This window comes from Acinetobacter sp. WZC-1 (assembly GCF_052544965.1).
The window spans coordinates 97,481-122,094 of the sequence record NZ_CP199370.1 but is presented as its reverse complement, the minus strand read 5'-3'; the positions used below and the strand labels follow the sequence as shown (position 1 = coordinate 122,094).

Below are 24,614 nucleotides of genomic sequence, written 5' to 3'. Positions count from 1 at the left end.
GCCTGCATTCAGGGCAATAGCCGGCTCGGTCTGAACTTTAACAATATGCGATATAACCACTTTGGTCGGGTAAACAGTATAAAGTTCCCCAGTAAAATACTCAGCACACCCACCACAGCACTCAGGCTCCATTGATAATTTTCCCAGATGGTCGAAATGGTCAGCGCCACCAATGGAAATAGCAGGGTACTGTAGGCCGCCTGACCCGCACCAATTCGCCCCACCAGAATAAAATAAGCAGTAAAACCAATCACCGATCCAACAATGGATAAATACAGCAAAGCGATACCGGCCGTCAGAGAAAATGCCGGAAAAAAGTTTTCACCACGTATCCCGGCAAGCAGCGCCATGATCAGAGCCCCATACAGCATGGCCCAGGCATTGGTACTGAATACATCCAGTCCCCGCTGCTGATGCCGCAGACTGATCATATTCCCCAGCGAAAAACCATAACTGCCCAGCATGCATAGTGCAATTGCCATCAGGGTCTGCCAGTGCAGTTCGGTGCCGGCAAGGTCATGCCAGAATAACGCCAGCATCCCGCCAAAGCCCAATAGTGCCGCAGGGAAAAAATATGCAGACACAGGCTGTTTAAAAAACAGACGGCTGTTGAGCGTATTGAATAGTACCGCCATCGAAAAAATGACCGCTTCCAGTCCACTGTTGATATAGGCAATTGCAGAATAAAAGCAGATAAAATTAAAACCGAAAATACAGAATCCCTGTAAAACACAAAACCCGTGGTCCGCCAGGCTGAGTCGTTTTAAACGTCCGGACAGCAGCAGAATGGCAAACAGCAGTCCGGCAGCAAGGATAAACCGCCAGAAGACCGCAACAGCCGGGGTGAATTCACCATGCTGAGCGGCAATGGCAATCCATGTGGTTCCCCAGATCAGTACAACAGCAAAATACAGCCCGGCATTCATGTTAAGTCCACACCTGTTATTTCAGTCCTGTGCAGTGTGAATAGCTTTTAAGGGATCTGCTTATACAATACTGTGCTGACTTGCACAAACTTGCTTATTTTTAACCGAGGCTGATATTTTAAACCTGAAAAGTGGTTAAACTGATGATCTGACAGGAGCCTTTATTCGACGCGATGAAGTATCAGACCATAGATCAGTTACAACAGCACAATGCCCGCCTGCTGGACACAACTCAGCTGGGTTCAGGCATGCAGCTTGCCGCATGGACAAACAATCTTGACCGCGTCAATGTCTGCAGTAACCATCATACGCTGAGCCTGTATATCCGGGGTGGCTACGAGAGTTACCGTAAAACCTCATCCGGCTGGCGAAATGGTGGCGCACCGGACCGTTTTTGCCTGATGCCGGAAGGGCAGGAATCCACATGGGATATCCGCGGGGATCTGGCTTTTGTACATCTATACTATACCGATCAGCATCTGCGTGACATTGCCACCCGGATCTGGGACAAAGACCCGGCACGGATCTGCCTGGATGAACAGAATTTTGCAACAGATGAACAGGTCAGTCTGATATACCGGCACTTCCTGTTGAATTGTGACTGGCACGATACGGCAAACCGGCTGCAAATCAGCAGTGCAGCCACCTTATTACTCAATCATCTCCTGCACCACTACAGTAATGTCCAGTGGCAACTTCCCACAGTAAAGGGCGGACTGGCCCCGCATAGCCTGAAACGCGTGCTGGAATGGATTGAACAGCATCTGCATTTGCCACTGAGCATTGCAGAACTGGCACAACAGGTGGATCTGAGCGAATATCATTTTGCCCATATGTTTAGACAGTCCACCGGACTGCCACCACATCAGTATGTATTACAGCAGCGTTTACAGCGGGTACATGATCTGGTGCTGCATAGCCGGATCGAACTGACTGAAATTGCACTGTGCTGCGGTTTCAGCTCAGCCAGTCATTTCAGTACCGTTTTAAACAGCGTTATCAGCAGAGTCCTTCACAGCTGCGTAGAGGTCAGGGACGTTAACAAATCTGTCGGTTTTGTATTTGTATATATAACAGTCAAATACACATATACGCTGACAGCATCGCCATCTGCCCGGCAGATTGCCCCCGGGATGAAAACTCAGTTTATTGCAAAATATTGTCTTCAATAAATGCAGTGATGAATGCACTGACCTGATCGGTATGCACCTTTGCCAGATCATGCGCTCCATCTGCAATGATTTCCAGCCGGGAATGACTGATTTTTGATTCCAGATACTGACCCACAGCCACAGGGCTGATCGGGTCCCGATCACCCCATAATAACAGCACCGGACAATGAATACGATGCAACTGATCATCCAGGTATTCATGATGCTGCACAAACCAGTCCGGCACCTGCAGGGCCTGTTGATATTCATGACGCCAGTCTTTCAGCTCAAAAGCACTTAAATCGATACCACCTGAGGTGGCCACCAGGACCAGTCCCCTGATCAGCTGTGGTTTCTGTAATGCAGACTGCACCGCCAGAATTCCGCCCATGGACTGGGCAATGACAATGGCCGGCTCCTGAATCTGTGCAATAACCTTATGCTGTAAATCTGAAAAACCGCCCAGTTGCGGATCTGCCGTATGTCCACCAAATCCGGGATAGGCAATCACTGTCTTAAGAAATCGGGCCGGTAATGCCTGCATGACCGGTTGCCAGAACCGGGTACTGCCCGATGCACCCGGTAAAAAAATTAACTGTGGCAGTGCTTCCATCCCGCTTTCAATCCATCAGTCTGCACTTTTCGCCCTGGCCCGCTGAAACGCCGGGCGCTGCTGTATCCTGTCGGCGTAGGCCATCATTTGTGGGAATTTGCCCTTCATCCGTTCCTGCATGGCTGTAATCGGAAAACTCATCTGGATATCGGCAAAGGAAAAATTACCGGCAAAATATTCATGTGTTGCCAGATAGTCCTCCAGAAATAATGTGTGTTCTTTTAAACGCGGCTGAATAAATCCTCCCTTTACCCCCTCCACAATTTTTTTTGCAACGGGTTTAATCAGAAAGGGTACACGCCCGGGGACATTGTTCATGACCAGTGTCATCACCAGCAAAGGCATCAGTGAACCTTCTGCATAATGCATCCAGTAGGTATATTGCTGTAAATCCTGCGGACGGGTCGGTTTAAATTGATTTTCCGTGTCATAACGGGCCTGCAGGTACTCCAGGATAACTGCAGACTCAGCAATGGTCAGGTCTCCATCGGTCAGTACCGGTGATTTCCCCAATGGATGTACGGCTTTAAGCTCAGGAGGCGCAGCAAAAGTCGGTAAGCGTTTATAGTGTTTAATCTGATACTCCAGACCCAGTTCCTCCAGTGCCCAGATGATTCTGAAAGAGCGTGACTGCTCCAGATGATGCAAGGTAATCATAGTATCAATCCTGTTCTGCTTCTATCCTGTTTTAATCTTCTGACAATAACGCATGACCATAAAAAATGGCATTCTGTTTTACACAAAATGCCACTTCTTTAAACTGAATACAAGCTAAACAATGGTGGTATTAATTGCCACACTTCTGAGCAACGTTTTAGTCACCGGTGTTTTACTGCAAATATCCAGTACCTTCTGATTTAACGCATCAGACAGCGGACTGACAAACGACACACGACGGTCCATCCATTCCTCGCCTTCCTTATTGGCATTAAAATCAGCTTCCACTGTAAATTCACCCAGCTCCAGTCCCTTATGCTTTGCATACATCCGCAAGGTAATCATGGTGCAGGAAACCAGTCCGGCACAGATAAAATCATACGGTGCCGGACCTTTGTCCTGACCACCGAATGATTCAGGCTTATCGGTGATCAGCTGATGATGACCACTATGGATCTCGCCCGCCCACTGTTCAGTTAAGCTCTTTACTTTTGCATTTGCGATAATTGACATTCCTGTATCCTTTAAGCTTGTTTAAATTCAGTCCTATCTGGATGGGCGCATTTTTTCAGGGAATGCAGGTGCGACCAGCCGTGGACCATCATAGTCAGTAATTTCACCAAACCGCGGGTCATGATTTGCCCACTGCTCATTGGCAATTTTTAACTCCTCCTGGGTGCGTCCAATCAGGTTCCACCATAACAGAATAGGCGTTTCAAACGGTTCACCACCAATCATCAGTAAACGACTGCCCTTGTCCAGTTCGATGCTTACCTGAGTCACCCCTGGTTCAAATACCACCATATTTTCATTATTCAGCGCATGGCCATTGACCATTGCCGTACCGTCCAGGGCAATAAAGCCATATTCAAATTCGGGATTCAGCTGTAACTGGCTCCGGGTGGTTTCCTTTGCAATTAAATCCACACCCAGTAATTCGGTATGTACTTCCACGGGGGACCGGGTGCTCAGGTATTCACCCACCAGCACGGTAAATTCGATATGATCCCGCTCAACAACCGGCAGTTCAGGATAATGATCAAACTGCGGTTCCATATGACGTTTATGATCAGGCAGGGCAATCCATAACTGGGCAGAATGCATCTGTGTTTCTGTTTCCGGTGCAACTTCGGTATGTGAAATACCATAGCCGGCTGTCATCAGATTGACCTGCTTTGGACGGATCAGCTGTCTGGAACCAATACTGTCGGTATGCATGATGGTGCCTTCGATCATCCAGGTAAAAGTCTGTAATCCCATATGTGGGTGTGGTCCAACATCCAGTCCATCTCCCCGGGGGAATGTCACCGGTCCGGCATGGTCCAGAAAACACCAGGCGCCAATCATTCTTTTATAACGACTTGGCAGGGCCCGCTTAATGACCGTGCCTTTACCGATTTCTGCGGTACGGATTGGAAAATCCTGAATAAATTGATTGGCATATTTTTCACAATCATCTGAACTTGAAATTTCGTTATAGCTCGTATTGGTCATCTTTTATTGTCCTGAAAATTTACCCAGAGCGGAGTACTGCCCTGTTTACTGGCTGTGGTCATTCTGTCTATGCACTTCAGTTTAGCGACTCAATCTACCCGCCACTACAATGAAGTTAATACGCTGAATTTCAGTGATGAAACAATGCAGTTTTATAAGATTAGCACGATTGTCCAATCCATCGCTCCCCTTTCCAGGACATAAAGTCTGATGTGAGTTAAGCATCAGACTCTTGCCGGCATCTGTTGCAGCAGGAAACACAATGCTGGATTTTCCGCCCATACTTTCACTTTTAACCATTTCAGCCAGATGCCCCCATACTGGTCTGCAATTTGCATTCATTTACAGGAGCCATACTTTTATTCAGCAAAGTAACTTCCCCATGACCTTTTTGCAGCACTACCCTGAATAAAAAATCACCGCAATAAACCCAGTAAGGAGACAACATGCCTGAATCCCTTTCCCTGCACGCCCAGCCTTATCACTGGCCATTCGATGGCCAGGTGCCCTTGCAGAAACTTGCTTTTATCGTCATCGACATGCAAATCGATTTTTGTGGTCAGGGGGGCTATGTTGACCAGATGGGCTATGACTTATCGCTGACTCAGGCCCCGATTGAGCCGATTAAAAGCGTACTGACAGCACTGCGACAACATCCCGAAGTACTGATTATTCATACCCGTGAAGGCCACCGTCCTGAACTGGTGGATTTACCGGCCAATAAATACTGGCGCAGTCAGCAGATTGGCGCGCCCATAGGAGAAGCAGGCCCCTGTGGAAAAATTCTGGTCCGTGGTGAACCCGGCTGGGAAATTATTCCGGAACTGGCGCCAGTTGCCGGGGAGATCATCATAGACAAGCCCGGCAAAGGTTCTTTTTATGCAACCGACCTGGAGCATATTTTACGCACCTGTGGCCGGACACATTTGATTCTAACTGGCATCACCACGGATGTATGCGTACATACCACCATGCGGGAGGCCAATGACCGTGGTTTTGAATGCCTGGTACTCAGCGACTGTACTGCGGCCACAGAACTGAAACACAAGGAAGCTGCGCTCAGCATGATCAATATGCAGGGCGGCATTTTTGGTGCAAGCACAACTTCAGCAGAGTTGCTGCAAGCCTTATCTCACATGACACATGAAGTCGCCTGACCTGCGGATTCAGTTTTTTTATTGACGGGAGATTGTCTGTGAAACATACAACACCATCTCAGATTCATGAGTTTGAACATGAACCGGTTCCAGTGGAACAACGGCATTCCTTACTGGCAGTCACCCTGGTATGGCTGGGTTTCCCCCTGGTGGTGACCGGCGCTTTTTTAGGTGGGCAATTGACTCAGGCACTGGGCTTTAAGACAGCCATGCTCGCTATTTTACTGGGGAATCTGATTTTATTTGCCTATGTCGGTGCCCTGAGCCGCATTGCCGCCAGCACCGGACGTTCTTTTTCATTACTGTCTCATCAGGTTTTCGGAAAGAATTATGCCCGATGGATTTCGGTATTTTTGTCCACGCTGGTGGTTGGCTGGTTTGCTGTTCAGACCGGCCTGGCAGGTAAAGGACTGCATGACATGCTGGGCTGGTCAGCCCCCCTCACCAGCCTGATTGCCGGTTTAATTTTTATGGCACTCACGCTGATCGGGGTGCGGGCATTAAGCCTGGTCGGTGCAATCTCGGTGCCATTGTTTATTGTTGTCGGCACACTGGCCATCATTTTTACATTCAGTCACAGCAGCTGGCAAAGCATAGTGGACTATACCGGCAATCCATCTGCCGATTATCTGAGCCTGGGTATTGCCATCACATTGGTGATTTCCCTGTTTATTGACTCAGGGACACTGACTGCCGATTTTACCCGATGGGCAAAAAATCCAAAGCATGCCTTAATTGCCACTGCCAGTGCATTTCCACTGGCCAATGGAATTTCCATGACCCTGGGTGCCATTGTGGTTGCCGGCAGTGTCTCTGCCGATGGTAACTTCGCTGCTGTGGTTGCCGGACAGGCGCCCTGGCTGGTGATTCTTGCGGCATTATTTTTTGTGGTCAATTGTGCCTCCGTCACCATGCACTGTCTGTACAATGCAGCCACCGGCTGGAGTCATGTGGCCCGTCAGCGCTATTTCATCATGGTTTGTATTTTAGGTATCATCGGAACAGTCATTGCAAGTGCCGGGGTCTGGGATCATTTAATTCAATGGCTGAGCTTACTGGGAATTGTGGTTCCCGGCATTGGCGGTATCATGATTGCTCATTTCTGGCGTAATGGTCTGGACCTGCCGGCCAACCCACGGGCTGCACTGGGGGCATGGGTCATTGCCATTGTGATTGCCACTGCATTTAATGTCTGGGCACCACAATATTCCGTTGCCGTCATTGCCATACTCAGTGGAGCCATAATCTTCTGGATCATTGATGCGCTGACCCGACGCCAGGCAGACCCGCACAAAGAAAACCCCGGTAAATCCGCTTCGCAATTCAATACCTGACAGTTAAGGCCTGATACTTACTGGAGCCTGGAGGCCTGCTTTGTTGCACAAACCTTGTGCAACAAAGCCGTAAGGATAAAAAAAGTAATATTTTTTATTTTCTCTACGCCCCATTTTTTGATGAATAAAATGTTCTATATCTACTTCTTGATATCCAAGTAATCTCCCTATACTTCTTTCTATCTCTGGGTTAAATTCACTTTCTTCTATTGATCTTTTAATCAGATTAGAAAGTTTAAAGATATTTTCATCATTACCAATTTTAGATATTATAAAAAAATCGATAAATAGATTTTTAAATTTCGTTTGAAATTGAAATTTATTTAAAAAAAGCTCTTTATTTTCAATATATTTATGAAACTCATTAGGAATTTCATAATCAGAATAGAACAGTGCAAGATTTTTTTTACCATCTAACATTAACTTTAATTCAATTCCCTCATGAGGGCCTATGGATGGATTGGCTTGATTCATATTGAAAGCTTCATAAACGTGATATTAATTCCAGAAGAATAGAAGAAGTATCGATGCGATAGATATTTTTAAATTTAAGGTTTACCGTTAATTTTCACAAAACACCATTGGCAATAGAATGGAGGATACACTCCTCCGTGTCTACCACCACATTCCATACCTACAAATGGCCCAGTAACCCCACCTTTGGTATCAACTGGATTTCCAGTAGACATTACAGCTTTGTGGCATAGACCTATCTCTAAAGGCTTATTCAGTAATATAATTCTCAAATGAATAAACCTGCAGCTAAAATATATCGTACAACAAATTGATCTTCTTGCAATCAAGCTTTGATTAATCGTGGAAATATTACGATTTTGACGGAAATACCCAATGGTATGCCCCATCTAAAGGTAAGTAAGGTCGAAATCAAACCTACTCAGATACAGCTATTCAGTGTTGTTTAATGATCAAATCTTTATTTCGTTTAACTCTACGAATAGTCACAGGTTTTATTCAAAGTCTCATTCGTCTTTGCAGATTAGATTGGACAACATCGGATTACCCGACCATCTGTAGAAGACAAAAGCATATAGCAAAAAAGGACGCTATCGCGTCCTTTTTAAATCCCCCTGAGCAAGGATCACTCCCACTCAATCGTCGCCGGTGGTTTACTGGATACGTCATAGACTACACGAGACACGTCCTTAATTTCATTCATAATCCGGGTGGAAATTTTATCAACCAGTTCATAAGGCAGATGTGCAAACCGTGCTGTCATAAAGTCAACCGTTTCCACAGCACGCAAGGCAATGACCCATGCATAACGACGACCATCCCCCACCACACCGACGGATTTAACCGGTTGGAATACAGCAAATGCCTGGGCAGTCTTGTCATACCAGCCACTGGCACGCAGTTCCTGCATAAAGATATCATCGGCAAGACGCAGAATATCTGCATATTCCTTTTTCACTTCGCCCAGAATACGTACCCCCAGACCCGGACCCGGGAATGGATGACGATAGATCATGCTGTGTGGAAGCCCCAGTGTGGTTCCCAGTTTACGGACTTCATCCTTAAACAGATCGCGCAGGGGTTCAACCAGTTCAAACGCCAGATCTTCCGGTAAACCGCCGACATTGTGGTGTGATTTAATCACATGGGCCTTGCCCTGTTTGCTTGCAGCAGATTCGATGACATCCGGGTAAATTGTTCCCTGCGCCAGGAATTTCACCCCATCCAGTTTACGCGCTTCTTCCGCAAAGACTTCAATAAATTCACGACCAATGATTTTACGCTTTTTCTCAGGATCCACTTCACCGGCAAGTGCAGTCAGGAAACGATTTTCAGCATCTGCACGAATCACACGGATACCCATGTTCTCTGCAAACATCTGCATCACCTGGTCGCCTTCATTCAGACGAAGCAGACCGTTATCCACAAATACGCAGGTCAGCTGATCACCAATGGCCTTATGTAAAAGCGCGGCAACCACCGAAGAATCCACGCCCCCGGACAGGCCAAGCAGCACTTTTTCACTGCCAATCTGTTCACGTAACTGTTCTACGCGTAAGTCAATAATATGTTCAGGCGTCCACAGACCACCACAGCCACAAATCCGATGTACAAAATTGGAAAGCAGTTCTGCACCCTTTGCCGTATGTGTGACTTCCGGATGGAACTGCACGCCATAGAAACGGCGTGTTTCATCCGATGCCGCCGCATAGGGGCAACTTGCGGTACTTGCTGTCATGGTAAAACCTTCCGGCAGACGGCTGACTTTATCCCCATGGCTCATCCATACATGCAACTGATTTTCCCGGTCCTGTAAATGACCAATCAGCTGATCACGCGTGGCAATATCCACTTCAGCGTAACCAAATTCATGTACTGTACCCGCTTCGACTTTACCGCCCAGTTGTTCAGACATGGTCTGAAAACCATAGCAGATGCCCAGTACAGGAACCCCTAGCTGAAATACAATTTCAGGCGCACGTGGGCTGGTTGCTTCATGCACACTTTCCGGTCCCCCTGACAGGATAATACCGTCCGGACGAAATGCACGGATATCCTCTTCAGACATATCAAAGGCATACATTTCAGAATATACACCTGCTTCACGGACACGGCGGGCGATCAACTGGCTATATTGGGAACCGAAATCCAGAATCAGAATACGATCCTCGGTTATTTGAGTGTTAGTGCTCATGATCAAATACCATACAAAGCAAACGAATGAGGCGCAGCATAGTAGCATTTTTCACTCAATGAAGCACGTTATTTGACAAGATGGAAAATCAAAATCCAAATAAAAAGTGCTGAATTTCAGCACTTTTTCATCTCATTGAGAATGAGTATTTTTATTTTTCGATCGCGGCATCAAGGCTAATTTTACCTGCACCATGCAGCATTAAGAAAAATATACCCCCTGCCATAACCATATTTTTCATAAAACTAATATTGTCTTCAGCACTGCCATGAAAAAGAAACGCAGTAAGAAGACTAAAAATGCCTAAACCGAGTGCTGCGAAACGTGTTTGAAAACCGAATAATAATGCTAAGCCGCCCCCAAGCTCAATAAAAATGGTTAAAGGCAATAACGATCCAGGTACATGCATAGCTTCCATATACTGTACCGTCGCAGCATAGCCAGTCACTTTAGACCAACCTGCCACAATAAACACATAAGCCATGAGTATTCTTGCCAATAAAGCAATAATACCATTGACATTCGGCTGAGTTACAATATTTTTTACAACTACATTGGGATTGAACATAATTAAACACCTTTTTAAAATTTATCATTTCAATGTGGATGTGGACCATTCTAATTCAAATTATCTGGATAATAAACATGCAAAAATAAGATAATACAGCGTTGCAAAAATAAGATAATACAGCGTTGCAAAAATAAGATGATTATACCTGCTATTGTTACTTTTTAGTACTGACTTTCCACTAAGGCGCTGTTAGGATTCTAACACAATCTTATTTTGTTATCGCTTTCATGGAACTCATTGATTTTATTTTACACGTTGATCAGCACCTTCTCGAATTTATCACAAATTATGGCATCTGGATTTACGGCATTTTATTTCTGATCATCTTTGTGGAAACAGGGTTGGTGGTCATGCCTTTTCTGCCGGGTGACAGTCTGCTGTTCGCAGCCGGTATGCTGGCCGCTTCCACAGGTGCCATGGATCCCTGGTTGCTGTTTATTCTGCTGTCCATTGCGGCGATCCTGGGAGATACCCTGAATTACCATATCGGTAAATATATTGGCCCGCGTGTTTTTGAAATGGAATCCAGATTCATCAATCGACAGCATTTGATTAAAACTCAACAGTTTTTTGAGCGTCATGGCGGAAAAACCATCATTTTTGCGCGCTTTATTCCCTTTGCCCGCACCTTTGCGCCTTTCGTAGCCGGTGCCGGCAGTATGAATTATAAATTTTTCCTGACCTATAACGCAGTGGGTGCAATTTGCTGGATTGGTTCCTTTATTGCGGCCGGTTATTTATTTGGAAATGTGCAATTTATTAAAGACCATTTCACTCACTTTATCTTTGGCATCATTATTGTCAGTATTCTGCCTGGTGTCATCGGTTATATTCGGCATAAATTCTTCCGGAAGACCGACCGTTCCACCGAAGCTGAGTAATCGTCCGGAAAATATGGCCTAGAAAAACTGCAGGATCACCGGCAGCATGCATAGCATCAGCAGCATCGCCGAAGCCTTATACAGCTGATCGGTGCTCAGCTTCCTGCGCTTTCCTCCGGTCAGCACTGCCCGACCGGCATACATCCAGAGCAATGAACATGGAATCAGGCAGAGACAGAACACGCCAAGCACCAGCGCATAATTTTCAAATGAATCCCATGTTTCTGCAGGAAAAATACCGGCACTGAACAGAATCACCTTGGGATTTTTAAGTGTCGACAAAAACAGCTGTTGCGGATTCAGGCGCTGATGGCTCTGGCTGTGTTTTTCCAGGTCTGAGCTTTTCCATAAGTGAAAAGCCAGCCACAACACATAAACCGCACTAGCCACATGCAGAATATGCACCAGCGAAGGCCAGGCCGGCATGGTCAGATGAATCAGCAAGGCCAGAATACTGATCCCATAAACATAGCCCAGTAATTCTGCCGGAATCAGCCGCAGGGTTTTTAGGATTCCCTGATGATGGGCAGCACTGGCCAGCAATGCATTGGTCGGCCCCGGAATCAGGAGTACCGCAAACATTGCAAAAATAAATAGCCAGCTTTCAATCATCGTGTGTCCTGTTCATCTAAAACGCTGCACACCTTAAACGAAAATGACAAAAATTCACAAGTTGCTGATGTTCAGAAAAAGGCACGACTCGACTGAATTTTCAGGCTGAATTTAACTAAGAATATGATTGTTATTATTTTATCTTTGAAACATTTTGCTAAGAAATAGATGAACTTCTCATTTTATAAAACAGGAAGTCCATCACAGTTTTATGATTTTGCCGGGTTTCGCTTTGGAACAAAGGCGCAGTTTTTAAACTGGGATGCCTGGGAAATTGCGTCCTGCTGACCATACATTCTGGACAATTCAGTATTTTTGGTATCTGAAGACTGTCCCATATTGACGGAAATGGACGGGCCAAAACCCCATCCATAGCGGCCCCAACCACCGCCCAGCCCCAGGCCGACACCGACACCGACACCGGTACGTTTGGGTGTCTGTACACCATTGTTGATGTATTGCTGAATACGCTCAAACTCACTGGTCAACTGCCCACAGCTCAGCGCCTGATACTGTGTAGGCGAAACATAACTCGGTTTAACCGTTGTGGCACAGGCGGTCAGTAATAGCGTACTGAACGCAACCAGGCCCAGACTCATCATTTTCATTTGAGAACTTCCAGAATCATTGTTTTTCAATTTCATTGAACAACGATTGATAGGCCTGCGTCAATTTATGATCTGTAGCCAGGTGGATCAATGGCTTATTCTGGTGATGTGATTCCTTCATCAGTACTGAAGGCGGCAACATATTGTTTAATACTGGCAAACCCTCGTCCTTCAGCTGCTGGACCACTTCACGCGGCAGTCTGGCCTGCGCCTGAAACTGATTAACCACAATGCCTTCTATTTCCAGTCGTTCATTATGGTCATCCTGAGTTTCAATGACATTTTCAATTAAGGTCTGCAGGGCACGTTTTGAAAACACATCACAGTCAAATGGAATCAGCACACGATCTGCTGAAATCAGGGCAGACAGGGTAAAAAAGTTAAAAGCCGGCGGGGTGTCAATATAAATCCGGTCATACTGCCCATGCAGAGTCTGAATGGCATCCCGCAGTTTATAAATTTTATGCTTTGCTTCCAGTGCATGCTCAAGGCCACCCAGCGTCGGGCTTGCCGGTAAGACATCCAGACTTTTAAATGGCGAACGATGAATATAGCTGTCAAAACCCTTATTGCGGGATTTCAGGATGGAACCAATGGCATTTCCAATCAGGCCCTTTTGCTGATGGTTGCCCAGCACATCATCAAAGAAATTTTCAATATTGGGTTCCAGTGCTGTTTTATCGGCAGAGTAAGTCGCATCGTCGCCCAGTAAATACTGACTTGAATTGGCCTGTGGATCCAGATCAATCACCAGTGTTCTTAAACCATGCCAGGCACTGATGGCTGCCAGATTGACAGCAATGCTTGATTTCCCGACACCACCTTTCTGATTAAAGACAACACGTGTAAACATCGTTCCCTCATCCATTTTATTTTTCAGCATGACTGCAGTTTAACGCAGACCACATGCATCCAGGCAATTAATGTCTGACAATTAACCAAAAACAGGTTTGATGATCACCAGTGAAAGAATGGCGATGAATGCAATGCAACTCACGGCCAGTCCGGCACCACGCTGGACTAGCAGTATGCTGTCATCCTTTTTATAGGTTTTGATCAGCGATGAAAGCAGGACAGCAAACAAAATCATTTTGGCATAAAACCACGGCTGAACCTGAAAATGATTCATGATTAGCAGAATGACACCTGTGATCACCAATACGGTAAACGTCAGATGCTGAACCGCAACAAATAGCGTTCTGCCCGCAGGATTGGGCTGCCCCTGCTGTGTTCCTGCAAATAAAGTGACTGCACGCAGTACAAAAATAATGCAGGCAACTGCAACGCTTGACATATGAATGATTTTAATCAGCAGGTGTGTGTCCATATTGTTCTCTTATGAAGTAAACACTTTATATACTCAGGCTTTCGGTACATGCGCACATTCCGGACTGGACGGGGCTTCGCCCTGCCATTCACCCGGAACATAGGCATGAATCGCCAATGCATGAATTTTTCCCGGACTCAGCAGTTCCGCGGCCACCGCATATACTTTCTGATGCCGCTGCACTGGCCGCAATCCGGCAAAAACCTCACTGACAATGGTCACTTTAAAATGTGATTCCTTACCCGGGAAATAGCCGCCATGCCCTGCGGATTCATTGATCACCTCAAGATGTGCCGGGGCCAGATGGTTTAATCTTTCAATCAGTTGCTGTTCCAGGTTCATGCCACACTGTTCCAGAAAAATAGAATGGGCTCAGTATAACGTTTATCGGCATGCTGTGAAAATCCTTGTTCATGCGGACGGCATGGCTGCAATCAGTTGCATCCTATCGGAAAATGATCAGACACAGAAGCCGTAGCGACGAACAGGATCATTTTTTTCAAACCTGTAAAAACCGTGTTTTTCATTGTGCACCAGTTATTCCGCAGTGAAATACACCTCATGGCACATAAAGCTCCAGGCCCTGCGTAATTCCAGCAGGGCCTGACAGCCCGTTCAATATCCTGTCCTGCAAAACCTATTTTTTCACAGGGCAGGATGATTTTATTTTAGACAAATAGCAGATTGATTTGCAGAAAGTTGTTGACCCTATAGCAGCTTAATGTATTATACACCGCATGCGGGAATAGCTCAGTTGGTAGAGCATAACCTTGCCAAGGTTGGGGTCGGGAGTTCGAGTCTCCTTTCCCGCTCCAGATTCAAAAAATCCCTGATCATTGATCAGGGATTTTTTTTGGTCATGACATCGGCACCGGTTCATGAGAAACAGGCACACAGACTGGAAACAATAGGCAAAATTAATAAATCCGTTTGTGTCCGGATGCACTTCAGACTGTACGGTTATTTGCCGGTATTTAAACGATACACCGCCAATAATACGGGCTGAGCCATAAAAATCCTGCCTGGATTTATCGAAATAACTATAGTTGAGATATGTTTTAATATTTTTGATGTCTTTTCATGACTGATCAAATTTAAAGGTTGCGTTTGAGGCTCGGATCGCTGAAGCGGAATCCCTACGTCGTAGCAGCCTTCACGAAGCCCCTTAAGCAGATTGATGAAGTTGGCTTCGCGCAACCAACAGCGGACTTGATACTTTCAAGCATCGCAATTGTCGTCATCAACATACTCCATTCGTTGTGTCTTGCTTGAATCAGTGTATACGGTTTTCCGTCGTCCAATACACCAGGGCCGCCATTGGCAGCGCAGCACCAAAACCGGATGCCCATGCCCAGCCGCCGTAAGCATAGGCCCATGCGCCGAACGCGGAACCGAGCGCACCGCCCAGGAAGAAGGTGGCCATGTAGAGGCCATTGAGTCGGGCGCGAACATCCGCGCCCAAAGTGAAGATAGCGCGCTGCCCCAGCGTCAGATTGGCTGCCACTCCAAAGTCCAGAACGATCGCGGCCACAACTAAAAGGCCCAGCGACCAACCCGAACCCGGTTGCGCGATGTGCGTCAGTGGGAAGGCCAACGCCACTAACCCCATCGCCAGTGCAGTAGTCGCGCGACTATGCCCCTGGTCGGCAATGCGCCCTGCAAGCGGCGTGGCAACCGCCCCGGCCGCCCCAGCCAGGGAGAACAGCGCAATGCCGCCTTGCGACAACCCGAACGCCGGGCTAGCCAGCAACAGCGGCACCGTCGTCCAAAAGGCACTGAAGGCGGCGAACAGTGCGGCATGGTAGAGCGAGCGCCGGCGTATCGCGCACCAGCCGGCCCATCGAGATGAGCAGGTTGCCGTAGCTCAGACCGAGATCGGGTTGCCGAGCCGGCAGCGCATAGGCCAACACCGCGATCAGAGCTAACATGGCCACCGCCGACAGCAGAAATACGGCATGCCACGAGGCTAGTTCCGTGATGAACCCGGCGACCGGCCGCGCCAGCATGATGCCCAGCATCACAGCCCGCTCATCACGTTACCGACGGCCCTGCCACGTGACGCCGTAGGCGCCAGATGTGCAGCGTAAGGCACCAGCACTTGCACGGCAACGGTGCCTAAGCCGATGCCCAACGCCGCCGCCAGAAACGGCAGAGGCTGGCGGGCCAAGCCTGCGCCAAGCAACGCCACGGCAGCCAGTCCAAGCAGTCCGAGCGTCAAGCGGCGGTTTTCGATCCGGTCACCGAGCGGCACGAGCAGCAGCAGGCCCACCCCGTAGCCGAGTTGGGTCAGGGTCACCGTCAGGCCGGTAGCCCAGGTAGATAGGCCAAGATCCGCACCAACCGGCCCAACCAGCGGCTGAACATAGTAGAGATTGGCAGCGGTTAGGCCGCAGGTCACCGCCAACAGCAGCGTCAGCCCTACCGGTGCAGCTTGCGTATACGCATCACCCGTCATGCTTGCCCGGCCCGGCGCGCGGACGTGCGTGACAGGACCGCCCAGTCCAGATGCCCTTCGCCGTGCGCAAGGCTTTCGATGTGGGCATCACGCAATGCACTGGCCAGTGGCAGCGGCACATTGACCTGTTCCGCCGCTTCAAGCGCCAAGCGCACGTCCTTGAGACCGAGTACCAACTTGAACCCTGCAGGCTCAAAGCGCTCTTCGGCAATGACTTGTCCGTAGCCTTTGTAGACGGGCGCAGCGAACACCGTAGATGTGACCAGTTCCAGAAAACCGGCCTTGTCCACGCCATGCCCTTGTGCCAGTGCCACGGCTTCGCCCATCGTGCCAATGGCACTGGCGATCATGAAGTTCACGGCTAACTTGACAGCATTGGCCTGTTCGGGTCGTTCGCCCAGATGCCAGGTCTTCTGCCCAAGCACGTCCAACAGCGGTTGCACGATCGTCAGCGTCCTGGGGTCACCGGCTGCCAGGATGTTGAGTTGGCCTGCTTCAGCCACGTTCACCCGGCCGAGCACCGGCGCGGCAATATAGCCGATCTCTTGTTCCTGGTGCAGCGCTGCCAACTCCGTCGCCAAGGCAACCGATATCGTGGCCATATTAAGATGAATGGCTCCCGGCTTTAGCGCAGCCAACACCTGCGCATCCAAAATCGTAGCGCGCGTGGCGGCATCGTCGGCCAACATTGAAATCAACACATCCGCATGGGCGACCGCTTCGCGCGGTGTAGTTGCGCGTTGCGCGCCGAGCGCGGCCAGCTTCGCTGCCGACGCGGGTGAGCGGTTCCACACCTGCACGGGATAACCTGCCGCGAGCAGGTTAGAGGCCATCGGCAAGCCCATCGTACCGAGTCCGAGAAAAGCGATCTGCATAAACAAACTCCTTCTATTTTGGAAACGAAAATTTCCTAAATTGTCAAAAAAAATTAAATTACTGCCTTTAATGCCGAATCCACGACGGCCTGCATGGCTGCTCGACTGCAGCCAGCCTTACCAACTATGCGCATGCCTTGTGCTAAACAAAGCAGCATGCGGGCACTGGACTCACGGTTCATATGAGCCGGAATGGAACCATCTTCCTGGCCTTGTCGAAGTAGATCGGCTAACAAGGCTTCGTTGCGCTCCAGCGCAGAATGGATATGTCGAGAAACTTCTGCCGGGAATGTCGAAAGCTCGGCGATACTTCCGACCACCAGACATCCTTGTCGTCCCTGGGAACCTTGAGAGGACTCGGCATAGAAGGTCAATGCCCGTCGCAGACGTTCCAGGCCATTGCCATCGTCGCCGATGGCCTGCCGCATCTTCTCGGTGCGCTGCGCGCGATAGCGATCGAATGCAGCCAGGAAGATGGCCTGCTTGTCTTTGAATGCTTTGTAAAGGCTACCCTGTGCCAGATTGGTGGCCTGAATCAGATCATTAATAGATGTGCCGTGATAGCCCCGTTCGCTAAACACGCGCACAGCCTGATCCAAAGCGTCATCCAGGTCAAATTCGCGTGGCCGGCCTCGACCACGGGAGCGAGTGGATTCCGTTGATTCTGAATGTTTGATCATATACAAATATTTTGAAAACGATTGTTTCCTAATTTAATCCAAAAAATGGTGAACGTAAAGCAGTCAGGTAATTGATGCGTCCCTATACCCTACCACTCGATGTGCAGCCGCTCAGCGGTGCGGGTGAAGTGGAGTTCTTCGGCCACAGCCAGGAAACAGCCACGATGCCGCAGTTCCATCGTGCGTCCCCCTGTCAGTCCACCAACCTCTGCACTCTTGCCGGCATCAGCAACAGCACGCAGCCTAGCAAGGCTGCACCCAGGTTGTAGAGCATGCCAACCACAAAGGCTGAAGCCTATAGACTAGCCTGTGCGGCTACGCCTTCATCGGCAGACACCCGATTGCACAGCACGTCGCCCATCGTCGGGCATTCGATCTTGCACTGATGACGTAGCTCCTTCAACCGCATAGGATCAAGCGGGCCAAAGTACACGAAGGATCGACGCCGAATGGTCGTGATTCAGTAAAAGCACGGGGCGCCGGGCAAAATCCTCCGTGCCGAGAGCCCGGTCGTTGAACAAGTACGGGTAGGTGCGCGAAAACCCGGCATGATACAAAGTCAATAAATATTGATGCATGGCCTTCAACTCAAACGGATGAAAAAACCACATCAAACAGATCTCTTTGATCAATAGGGAAACAATCAATCCGGCATAACAGATGATCGTTAAAATTTCAGCACCTCAACCTGCATAGGCCCAGGAAATTCATTGCAATTACAGCAACTTCATCAGCCAACCAATTACACCAGTGCCAGTGACACAGCCATACTCAATTGTTTCAGCCGGACTGCTTTTTGATTCCGTGAATCTTTCATCCCCCCATTCTCTACACAATACAAATCATCATCATTTACATCAGCAGGACGGCATAAATGCCTGCTTCTTATTTCTATGACGAGTGAACAATCAAAAAGACGCAATTTTTCCTGGAATATTTATTCAATAGCGTTGCTGTTCCGATCACCAGTCATCAGCGCCTGATGACCGCATTTACCGGCCGGCAGAAACTTCATATCCAGATCACACATCAATTTCACATTTGTGCGATATAATTCTTTCCAACTTTGACTGACAACATCAGAATGACTGAATCATGACTAAATTGACGTGTTTTAAGGCCTATGACATCCGTGGCAAACTCGGCACAGAACTGAACCAGGACATTGCCTATAAAATTGGTCGTGCCTATGGGCAGATTTATCAGCCAGACACCGTTGTTATCGGCTGCGATATACGCTTATCCAGTGAAGCGCTGAAACAGGCCACCATCAAGGGCCTGAATGATGCCGGTGTCAATGTACTGGATCTGGGCATGACCGGTACTGAGGAAGTCTATTTCGGCGCCTTTCACCTGGATGTGCAGGGTGGGATTGAAATTACCGCCAGTCATAATCCAATGGATTATAACGGGATGAAACTGGTGCGTGAAAATGCCCGCCCGATCAGCGCAGATACTGGCCTGAAGGACATTCAGGCCCTGGCTGAATCTGAAGATTTTCAACAGGTCAACGTCCCGGGAACAACTCGGTCCTGTGACATTCTGCCGGCATTTACTGACCATCTGCTCAGCTATATCAACCCGGAAAAAATCCGCCCTTTAAAGCTGGTCATGAATGCCGGAAATGGTGCCGCCGGTCATGTGGTGGATGCCCTTGAAGAAAAGTTCAAACAGCTTAATGTGCCTGTGGAACTGATTAAAATTCATCATGAAGCCGACGGGACATTTCCCAATGGCATCCCCAATCCCATTCTGGTGGAAAACCGTGACAGCACCCGTCAGGCCGTGTTGCAGCATCAGGCAGATATGGGCATCGCATGGGATGGCGATTTTGACCGTTGCTTCCTGTTTGATGAAAAAGGCCAGTTCATTGAAGGCTATTACATCGTTGGTTTATTGGCACAAGCTTTCCTGATCAAACAATCAGGTGAGAAAATCGTGCATGACCCACGTTTAGTCTGGAATACTTTTGATATTGTCGATCAATATCAAGGCATTGCGGTGCAGTCAAAATCTGGACATGCCTTTATTAAAGATGTGATGCGTGAACACAATGCGGTGTACGGCGGCGAAATGAGTGCACACCACTATTTCCGTGATTTTGCTTATTGTGACAGTGGTATGATCCCGTGGTTACTGACCATCGCCTTACTTTCAGAAACAGGCCAATCACTTTCAAGCTTAGTTGAAAATATGATTGCTAAATTCCCATGTAGTGGTGAAATCAATTTTAAAGTGGCAGATACACAAGCAACGGTAAAAAAAATCTTTGATCATTATGCAGACCAGAATCCACAAGTGGACCGTACTGATGGTGTCAGCCTTGATTTTGGTGCATGGCGCTTCAATGTGCGTGCCTCCAATACCGAGCCTTTATTGCGCTTAAATATTGAAAGTCGGGCAGATCAAAATCCGCATCCAATGCAAGCTTATGTCGATGAATTAACCACTTTAATTCAGTCCTGATCTGCCTGAAACGAAACTGAAAAGACCGACTATTGCCGGTCTTTTTTACTGAGCATTGGCTGAGAAAACGGCAAACACATACAGACCAATCAGTTCACGGAAAACAAGTCCAATGGAAATCGAAAAACCGGACGGCTGATTTAAGGTGCAACGGCCGGATGCTTCAGACTATGACCGATTTCCATCAACTGATGCCGATAGGCGGTCTGATCTGCCTTGACCAGACTGTTTCCATACTGATAAACATGTGCCAGCTCCTGTACAGCTTCCGGCAATTCCAGCGCTGCCGCAGCCTGATACCAATGCAATGCCTTTGCGGGATCTGCACTGACCCCTTCACCATACTGGTAAGCATTGGCCAGCATGAACATGCCACTGGCAATCTGATGATCTGCAGCAATCTGAAAATTTTTGACGGCAGCAACCGGCTGCACCGCTGTACCATAACCATTTTTATACATCAGCCCCAGATAGTAGGCTGCAGCAGGATCATGCTGCCGCGAGGCCTGCTGAAACCACGTTAAAGCCTGCGCATAATTCCGATGAATCTGATGATCGCCGTAAAAATACAGTTTCCCCAGTGCTGTCGCCGCTTCACTGCTATTTTTCTGCTGTGCGGCCAGTTGCAGCCAGGGGATGGCACTGCCGGACTGCTGACGAAAAATATAGATTTTGGCCATCGCAATCTGCGCCTCAGACTGCCCATGTTCAGCAGCCTGCTCCAACTGCTGAAATGACGGTTTATCCTGCCCATAGGTGGCCTGCATCACCAACTGATCAATCTCGGCACGGGATAAATGACCGGGTGACCAGACCTTACAGAATACCAGTACCAACAGCAGTGCACCGATCAACAGTAAAACATACCCGGCGCCTGGCCTGTTTAACATTGACCGTTTCATAAGGCTTTCGACAGATCAATTTTATAAATCGATAAGCCTTTGCCGGAACCGTCATCTGCCTGATGAACCGAAATATGATTCAGGCCGGCGGCCTGGGCAAGCGCCAGTTTATTTTGTGCCGATGTGAAAATCACCGGGCCTGCGGTTGTCACCGGACTGAATGTCCAGCTACGATGACTGCCATTTGCCGCACGGGTAATGTTTTTGATCTGCCGAATATAGTTGATCAGCACATCACGGTTCGCATCCGGCGCAGCATAAATGGTTTTTGACCCATCCAGCCCCGGAAAATTCCCCCCGCCACTGGCACGGTAATTATTGGTGGCAACAATAAATTCCTGTGAACTGCTGATCGCCTTGCCCTGATATTTTAAATTTCGGATGCGACTATTGACCGGCTGGGTTACATCAATCTCATAACTCAGATCCGGACTGGTAAACATATCGAAGTTAAAACCGGGATAAGTACTGATTAAATTCTGCGCCGTAGTTTTATCCGGGTCAATCTGGTTAAAGCGTTGTGCAGCGGTTTCAAGCCAGTTTTTAATATCTGATCCGCTGACCCTGACCGCATAGATATTGTTGGGATACAGATATAAATCTGCAGCATTGTTAATTGCAACATTACCGGCTGCGACATCGGTATAATCCGCACTGCCGGCAAAACCACTCTTGAATGGCGCACTGACCGACAGCACCGGTAAATCTGCATATTGCGGTAAATTCTCTTTCACGTAATCTGCCACGTAGGCCGCCTGTGCCTGGTTGACAATTTCAATGGCACCCGGATCACCGACATCCGCAAAATAGCTGTTCATATTAAAATCGGTCTGGCCGATCGGAGTTTTGACATAATTGATGGTGGCCTGATGTTCATCCGCAATGGCCTGTGCAACGCTTGCATCCACATCAACATAGGACTGATCTGCCTTCTGAATGCTGCGTGCCTCAACCACGGTCTTATTTTTATCCACCACCCATTGCTTACCATCATGGGTCAGGTTCAGCTGAATCACACCCAGTACCTTGCCCCAGTAGCTGCTCATCACGGTCGGAATCCCATTTACAGTCCCCTTAACCTTATCCACCCCATCCAGATTAAATTGCGGCGAGCTGCTGTCCTTATTCGGAAAGGTATCATGTGAATGGCCAATCAGCATCGCATCAACATCCTTCACCATGGAGAGATAGTAGCTGCCATTTTCCATCACCGGAGAATAGGGACTATTGTCCAGGCCACCATGGGAAATCACCACAATCAGATCTGCACCTTCGGCCTTCATTTGCGGAATATATTGTTCTGCGGCTTCTTTGACCCCAATGGTATAAACCTTGCCTTCCAGCCAACGCTTATCCCAATTCAGAATCTGTGGCGGGGTAAACCCGATGATGCCCACCTTCAGCGTCGCTGCCACGGTTTTGCCATCCGGCGTGGTGGCTGTAATCTGCTTATCAATAATTTTGTAGGGCCTGAATAACGGCTGCCGAGTACTGGCGCTGTAGACATTGGCAAGTACCTGCGGAAATTCCGGACCGGCACAATCCGGCTGGGAAGCCGGCGCCGGAAGACCATCCACGGCAAATTTACTGTTGGTAACCTGATTTAAAAAGGGTAAACCGTAATTAAATTCATGGTTTCCAATCCCGCTGCCGTCAAACCGCAGCTGATTCATAATTTTATAAATCGCCAATGTCTGGTTGCAGGCAATGGGTTGTATGACCGCCTGAAAATCAGCCAATGCCGTTCCCTGGATGGTATCACCATTATCCAGCAACAGATTATTCGGAAATTGCCGGCGTGCTTCCGCAATTAAGGTCGCCGTCCGCTCCAGGCCGATGGTTTTGTCTTCTGCCAGTTTAAAATAATCATAACTCAGAATATTGGCATGTAAATCGGCTGTTTCCAGTAATGCAACCGTTGCCGTGCTTCCCTTGCTGACTGAATTCGGTGGTGGTTCAGCAACCGGGTCGTTATCGTCGCATCCCTGTACAGCCAATACGGCCGTGAGAATTACAGGCCAGATCATTGTTGTTTTCTTCATTTTCATCTCTGAACATTTTTCTTAAACTTCCCGGGGACAGTATAGTGAAGCCCTGTGAAAGAATCGTGACGAAAAAGTGGACTACTCATAAAAAAAGAGGAAATACATGATGTATTTCCTCTTTTTCGAATGTTATGTCTGGATATGGTCCGTGGATGAAAATCAGCGCTGCGATTATGACGTATAGCCCTTCGGATTCTGTTTCTGCCAGTTCCAGCTGTCTGCCAGCATATCTTCCAGATGATATTGCGGCTTCCATCCAAGCTCTGCCACTGCGCGGGCATTGTCTGCAAAGGAGGTGGCCACATCGCCTGCACGACGCGGTGAAAATTCAAAGGCCACCGACACGCCATTGACCTGTTCAAAGGTATTTTTGACTTCCAGTACAGAACAACCATTGCCGGTACCAATATTCCAGGCACGACAGCCGGTGGTCTGTAAGCGATTATTCAATGCGCACAAATGTGCATTGGCTAAATCCACCACATGAATATAATCGCGAACGCCGGTACCATCCACTGTGTCATAATCATTGCCATAAATGGATAACTTTTCACGGCGCCCGACTGCCACCTGGGTCACATAGGGCATCAGGTTATTGGGTATACCCTGCGGATCTTCCCCGATACGACCGCTCTTATGTGCACCGACCGGATTAAAATAGCGCAGTAACGCAATGGACCAGCGTTCATCGGCAATAGAGAGTTTTTCCAGTAACTGTTCGACAATCAGTTTGGTATAACCATAATTATTGCTCGGCATGCCGGTGGGCATATCTTCATTTAAAGGTGAAGTATTGGCTTCGTCATAAACCGTTGCCGAGGAGCTGAATACCAGCCTGAATACACCGGCACGTTCCATTGCCTGAACCAGGCTGATCGAACCGGCAATATTATTATCAAAATAAGTCAACGGAATCTGCTGACTTTCACCCACAGCTTTTAAACCGGCAAAATGAATAACCGCATCAATCTCATACAGACTGAACAACTGATCAAGCGCCTGTGCCTGACGGATATCGGCTTCAATGAAGGTCAGACTTTTTCCGGTCAATTGCTGGACCCGGTTCAGGGACTCTTCCGAACTGTTGGACAGGTTATCCAGTACAACCACCTCATGACCTGCATTTAACAGTTCCATGCAGGTGTGGGAACCAATGTAGCCGGCGCCACCGGTCACTAAAATATTCGCCATG

26 protein-coding genes, 1 tRNA gene and 2 pseudogenes are annotated in these 24,614 nt (G+C 48.2%); 7 read left to right on the top strand and 22 right to left on the bottom strand.

All coding sequences use genetic code 11. The features are described 5' to 3' along the window. Positions 1-8: 8 nt before the first annotated feature. The gene (locus tag ACT6PV_RS00575) at positions 9-926 is read right to left on the bottom strand and encodes a DMT family transporter (protein ID WP_445114599.1); all 918 of its coding nucleotides are present in this window, start codon (positions 924-926) and stop codon (positions 9-11) included. Positions 927-1,099: 173 nt separating this feature from the next. Here ACT6PV_RS00575 and ACT6PV_RS00570 point away from each other — a divergent pair. Next, positions 1,100-1,968: pseudogene (locus ACT6PV_RS00570) on the top strand (helix-turn-helix domain-containing protein). A gap of 104 nt (positions 1,969-2,072) precedes the next feature. Here ACT6PV_RS00570 and ACT6PV_RS00565 read toward each other — a convergent pair. The 5 genes from ACT6PV_RS00565 to ACT6PV_RS00545 all read right to left on the bottom strand — a co-directional run bounded on the left by ACT6PV_RS00565 (position 2,073) and on the right by ACT6PV_RS00545 (position 5,183). Then, positions 2,073-2,690: an alpha/beta fold hydrolase gene (locus tag ACT6PV_RS00565; RefSeq protein WP_445114598.1), complete on the bottom strand. Its 618-nt coding sequence runs from the start codon at positions 2,688-2,690 to the stop codon at positions 2,073-2,075. Positions 2,691-2,705: 15 nt separating this feature from the next. Beyond that, a complete protein-coding gene (locus ACT6PV_RS00560) occupies positions 2,706-3,347 on the bottom strand; it encodes a glutathione S-transferase family protein (RefSeq protein WP_445114597.1) in 642 nt (213 codons plus the stop codon). Between the two features lie 114 nt (positions 3,348-3,461). Continuing rightward, the gene (locus ACT6PV_RS00555) at positions 3,462-3,860 is read right to left on the bottom strand and encodes an OsmC family protein (RefSeq protein ID WP_445114596.1); all 399 of its coding nucleotides are present in this window, start codon (positions 3,858-3,860) and stop codon (positions 3,462-3,464) included. A gap of 33 nt (positions 3,861-3,893) precedes the next feature. Next, entirely contained in the window at positions 3,894-4,841 is a 948-nt protein-coding gene (locus ACT6PV_RS00550; RefSeq protein ID WP_445114595.1) for a pirin family protein, read from the bottom strand. A gap of 81 nt (positions 4,842-4,922) precedes the next feature. Then, positions 4,923-5,183, bottom strand: coding sequence for a hypothetical protein (locus ACT6PV_RS00545; protein WP_445114594.1), 261 nt, complete (start codon positions 5,181-5,183; stop codon positions 4,923-4,925). A gap of 104 nt (positions 5,184-5,287) precedes the next feature. Here ACT6PV_RS00545 and biuH point away from each other — a divergent pair, with 104 nt between their 5' ends. Then, entirely contained in the window at positions 5,288-5,998 is a 711-nt protein-coding gene (gene biuH, locus ACT6PV_RS00540; RefSeq protein WP_445114593.1) for a biuret amidohydrolase, read from the top strand. 38 nt (positions 5,999-6,036) lie between these two features. After that, on the top strand, positions 6,037-7,332 hold the full coding sequence (locus tag ACT6PV_RS00535; protein ID WP_445114592.1) for a purine-cytosine permease family protein: 1,296 nt from the start codon (positions 6,037-6,039) through the stop codon (positions 7,330-7,332). 3 nt (positions 7,333-7,335) lie between these two features. Here ACT6PV_RS00535 and ACT6PV_RS00530 read toward each other — a convergent pair whose 3' ends face one another. Next, positions 7,336-7,806, bottom strand: coding sequence for a hemin receptor (locus ACT6PV_RS00530; protein WP_445114591.1), 471 nt, complete (start codon positions 7,804-7,806; stop codon positions 7,336-7,338). A gap of 332 nt (positions 7,807-8,138) precedes the next feature. Between ACT6PV_RS00530 and ACT6PV_RS00525 the strand changes: the two are divergent. Next, positions 8,139-8,383 (top strand): annotated as a pseudogene (locus ACT6PV_RS00525) (transposase); the annotation flags it as partial. 48 nt (positions 8,384-8,431) lie between these two features. Here ACT6PV_RS00525 and guaA read toward each other — a convergent pair. Continuing rightward, positions 8,432-10,000, bottom strand: a complete 1,569-nt coding sequence (gene guaA / locus ACT6PV_RS00520; protein ID WP_445114590.1) for a glutamine-hydrolyzing GMP synthase — start codon at positions 9,998-10,000, stop codon at positions 8,432-8,434. 151 nt (positions 10,001-10,151) lie between these two features. Further along, entirely contained in the window at positions 10,152-10,568 is a 417-nt protein-coding gene (locus ACT6PV_RS00515; protein WP_445114589.1) for a DoxX family protein, read from the bottom strand. A gap of 230 nt (positions 10,569-10,798) precedes the next feature. Between ACT6PV_RS00515 and ACT6PV_RS00510 the strand changes: the two genes are divergently transcribed. Beyond that, entirely contained in the window at positions 10,799-11,452 is a 654-nt protein-coding gene (locus tag ACT6PV_RS00510) for a DedA family protein (RefSeq protein ID WP_445114588.1), read from the top strand. 18 nt (positions 11,453-11,470) lie between these two features. Here the strand turns inward: ACT6PV_RS00510 and ACT6PV_RS00505 are convergent, their stop codons facing one another. The 5 genes from ACT6PV_RS00505 to ACT6PV_RS00485 form a co-directional block, all read right to left on the bottom strand. Next, a complete protein-coding gene (locus ACT6PV_RS00505; RefSeq protein WP_445114587.1) occupies positions 11,471-12,064 on the bottom strand; it encodes a LysE family translocator in 594 nt (197 codons plus the stop codon). Positions 12,065-12,273: 209 nt separating this feature from the next. Next, positions 12,274-12,672 (bottom strand): hypothetical protein, encoded by a 399-nt coding sequence (locus ACT6PV_RS00500; protein WP_445114586.1) that lies wholly within the window; start codon positions 12,670-12,672, stop codon positions 12,274-12,276. A 16-nt stretch (positions 12,673-12,688) separates the two neighbouring features. Continuing rightward, positions 12,689-13,525, bottom strand: coding sequence for a ParA family protein (locus tag ACT6PV_RS00495; protein WP_445114585.1), 837 nt, complete (start codon positions 13,523-13,525; stop codon positions 12,689-12,691). A gap of 81 nt (positions 13,526-13,606) precedes the next feature. Further along, positions 13,607-13,999 carry a SirB2 family protein gene (locus ACT6PV_RS00490; RefSeq protein WP_445114584.1) on the bottom strand — a complete coding sequence of 131 codons (393 nt, stop codon included), beginning with the start codon at positions 13,997-13,999 and terminating at the stop codon, positions 13,607-13,609. Positions 14,000-14,032: 33 nt separating this feature from the next. Next, a complete protein-coding gene (locus tag ACT6PV_RS00485; protein ID WP_445114583.1) occupies positions 14,033-14,341 on the bottom strand; it encodes a BolA family protein in 309 nt (102 codons plus the stop codon). Positions 14,342-14,738: 397 nt separating this feature from the next. Between ACT6PV_RS00485 and ACT6PV_RS00480 the strand changes: the two genes are divergently transcribed. Continuing rightward, positions 14,739-14,814, top strand: a tRNA-Gly gene (locus ACT6PV_RS00480). 458 nt (positions 14,815-15,272) lie between these two features. Here the strand turns inward: ACT6PV_RS00480 and ACT6PV_RS00475 are convergent. From ACT6PV_RS00475 to ACT6PV_RS00455, 5 genes are read right to left on the bottom strand one after another with little or no spacing between them, the layout of a single operon-like run. Then, positions 15,273-15,758 carry an MFS transporter gene (locus ACT6PV_RS00475; RefSeq protein WP_445114582.1) on the bottom strand — a complete coding sequence of 162 codons (486 nt, stop codon included), beginning with the start codon at positions 15,756-15,758 and terminating at the stop codon, positions 15,273-15,275. Continuing rightward, entirely contained in the window at positions 15,739-16,017 is a 279-nt protein-coding gene (locus ACT6PV_RS00470; protein WP_445114581.1) for a hypothetical protein, read from the bottom strand. The genes ACT6PV_RS00475 and ACT6PV_RS00470 overlap by 20 nt, the downstream gene beginning before the upstream one ends. Further along, positions 16,017-16,454: an MFS transporter gene (locus ACT6PV_RS00465; RefSeq protein WP_445114580.1), complete on the bottom strand. Its 438-nt coding sequence runs from the start codon at positions 16,452-16,454 to the stop codon at positions 16,017-16,019. Before ACT6PV_RS00465 ends, ACT6PV_RS00470 begins: the two co-directional genes overlap by 1 nt. After that, positions 16,451-17,329 (bottom strand): NAD(P)-dependent oxidoreductase, encoded by an 879-nt coding sequence (locus tag ACT6PV_RS00460; protein WP_445114579.1) that lies wholly within the window; start codon positions 17,327-17,329, stop codon positions 16,451-16,453. The genes ACT6PV_RS00465 and ACT6PV_RS00460 overlap by 4 nt, the downstream gene beginning before the upstream one ends. A 53-nt stretch (positions 17,330-17,382) precedes the next feature. After that, positions 17,383-17,928 carry a TetR/AcrR family transcriptional regulator gene (locus ACT6PV_RS00455; protein ID WP_445114578.1) on the bottom strand — a complete coding sequence of 182 codons (546 nt, stop codon included), beginning with the start codon at positions 17,926-17,928 and terminating at the stop codon, positions 17,383-17,385. 1,176 nt (positions 17,929-19,104) lie between these two features. On the opposite strand from ACT6PV_RS00455, the gene ACT6PV_RS00450 reads away from it, so the two are divergent. Continuing rightward, positions 19,105-20,475, top strand: coding sequence for a phosphomannomutase CpsG (locus ACT6PV_RS00450; RefSeq protein ID WP_445114577.1), 1,371 nt, complete (start codon positions 19,105-19,107; stop codon positions 20,473-20,475). Positions 20,476-20,615: 140 nt separating this feature from the next. Here the strand turns inward: ACT6PV_RS00450 and ACT6PV_RS00445 are convergent, their stop codons facing one another. From ACT6PV_RS00445 to galE, 3 genes are all read right to left on the bottom strand, one after another. Next, the gene (locus ACT6PV_RS00445) at positions 20,616-21,365 is read right to left on the bottom strand and encodes a tetratricopeptide repeat protein (RefSeq protein ID WP_445114576.1); all 750 of its coding nucleotides are present in this window, start codon (positions 21,363-21,365) and stop codon (positions 20,616-20,618) included. Positions 21,366-21,373: 8 nt separating this feature from the next. Continuing rightward, entirely contained in the window at positions 21,374-23,419 is a 2,046-nt protein-coding gene (locus tag ACT6PV_RS00440; RefSeq protein WP_445114575.1) for a bifunctional 2',3'-cyclic-nucleotide 2'-phosphodiesterase/3'-nucleotidase, read from the bottom strand. Between the two features lie 174 nt (positions 23,420-23,593). Further along, on the bottom strand, positions 23,594-24,613 hold the full coding sequence (gene galE, locus ACT6PV_RS00435; protein WP_445114574.1) for a UDP-glucose 4-epimerase GalE: 1,020 nt from the start codon (positions 24,611-24,613) through the stop codon (positions 23,594-23,596). Position 24,614 lies beyond the last annotated feature (1 nt).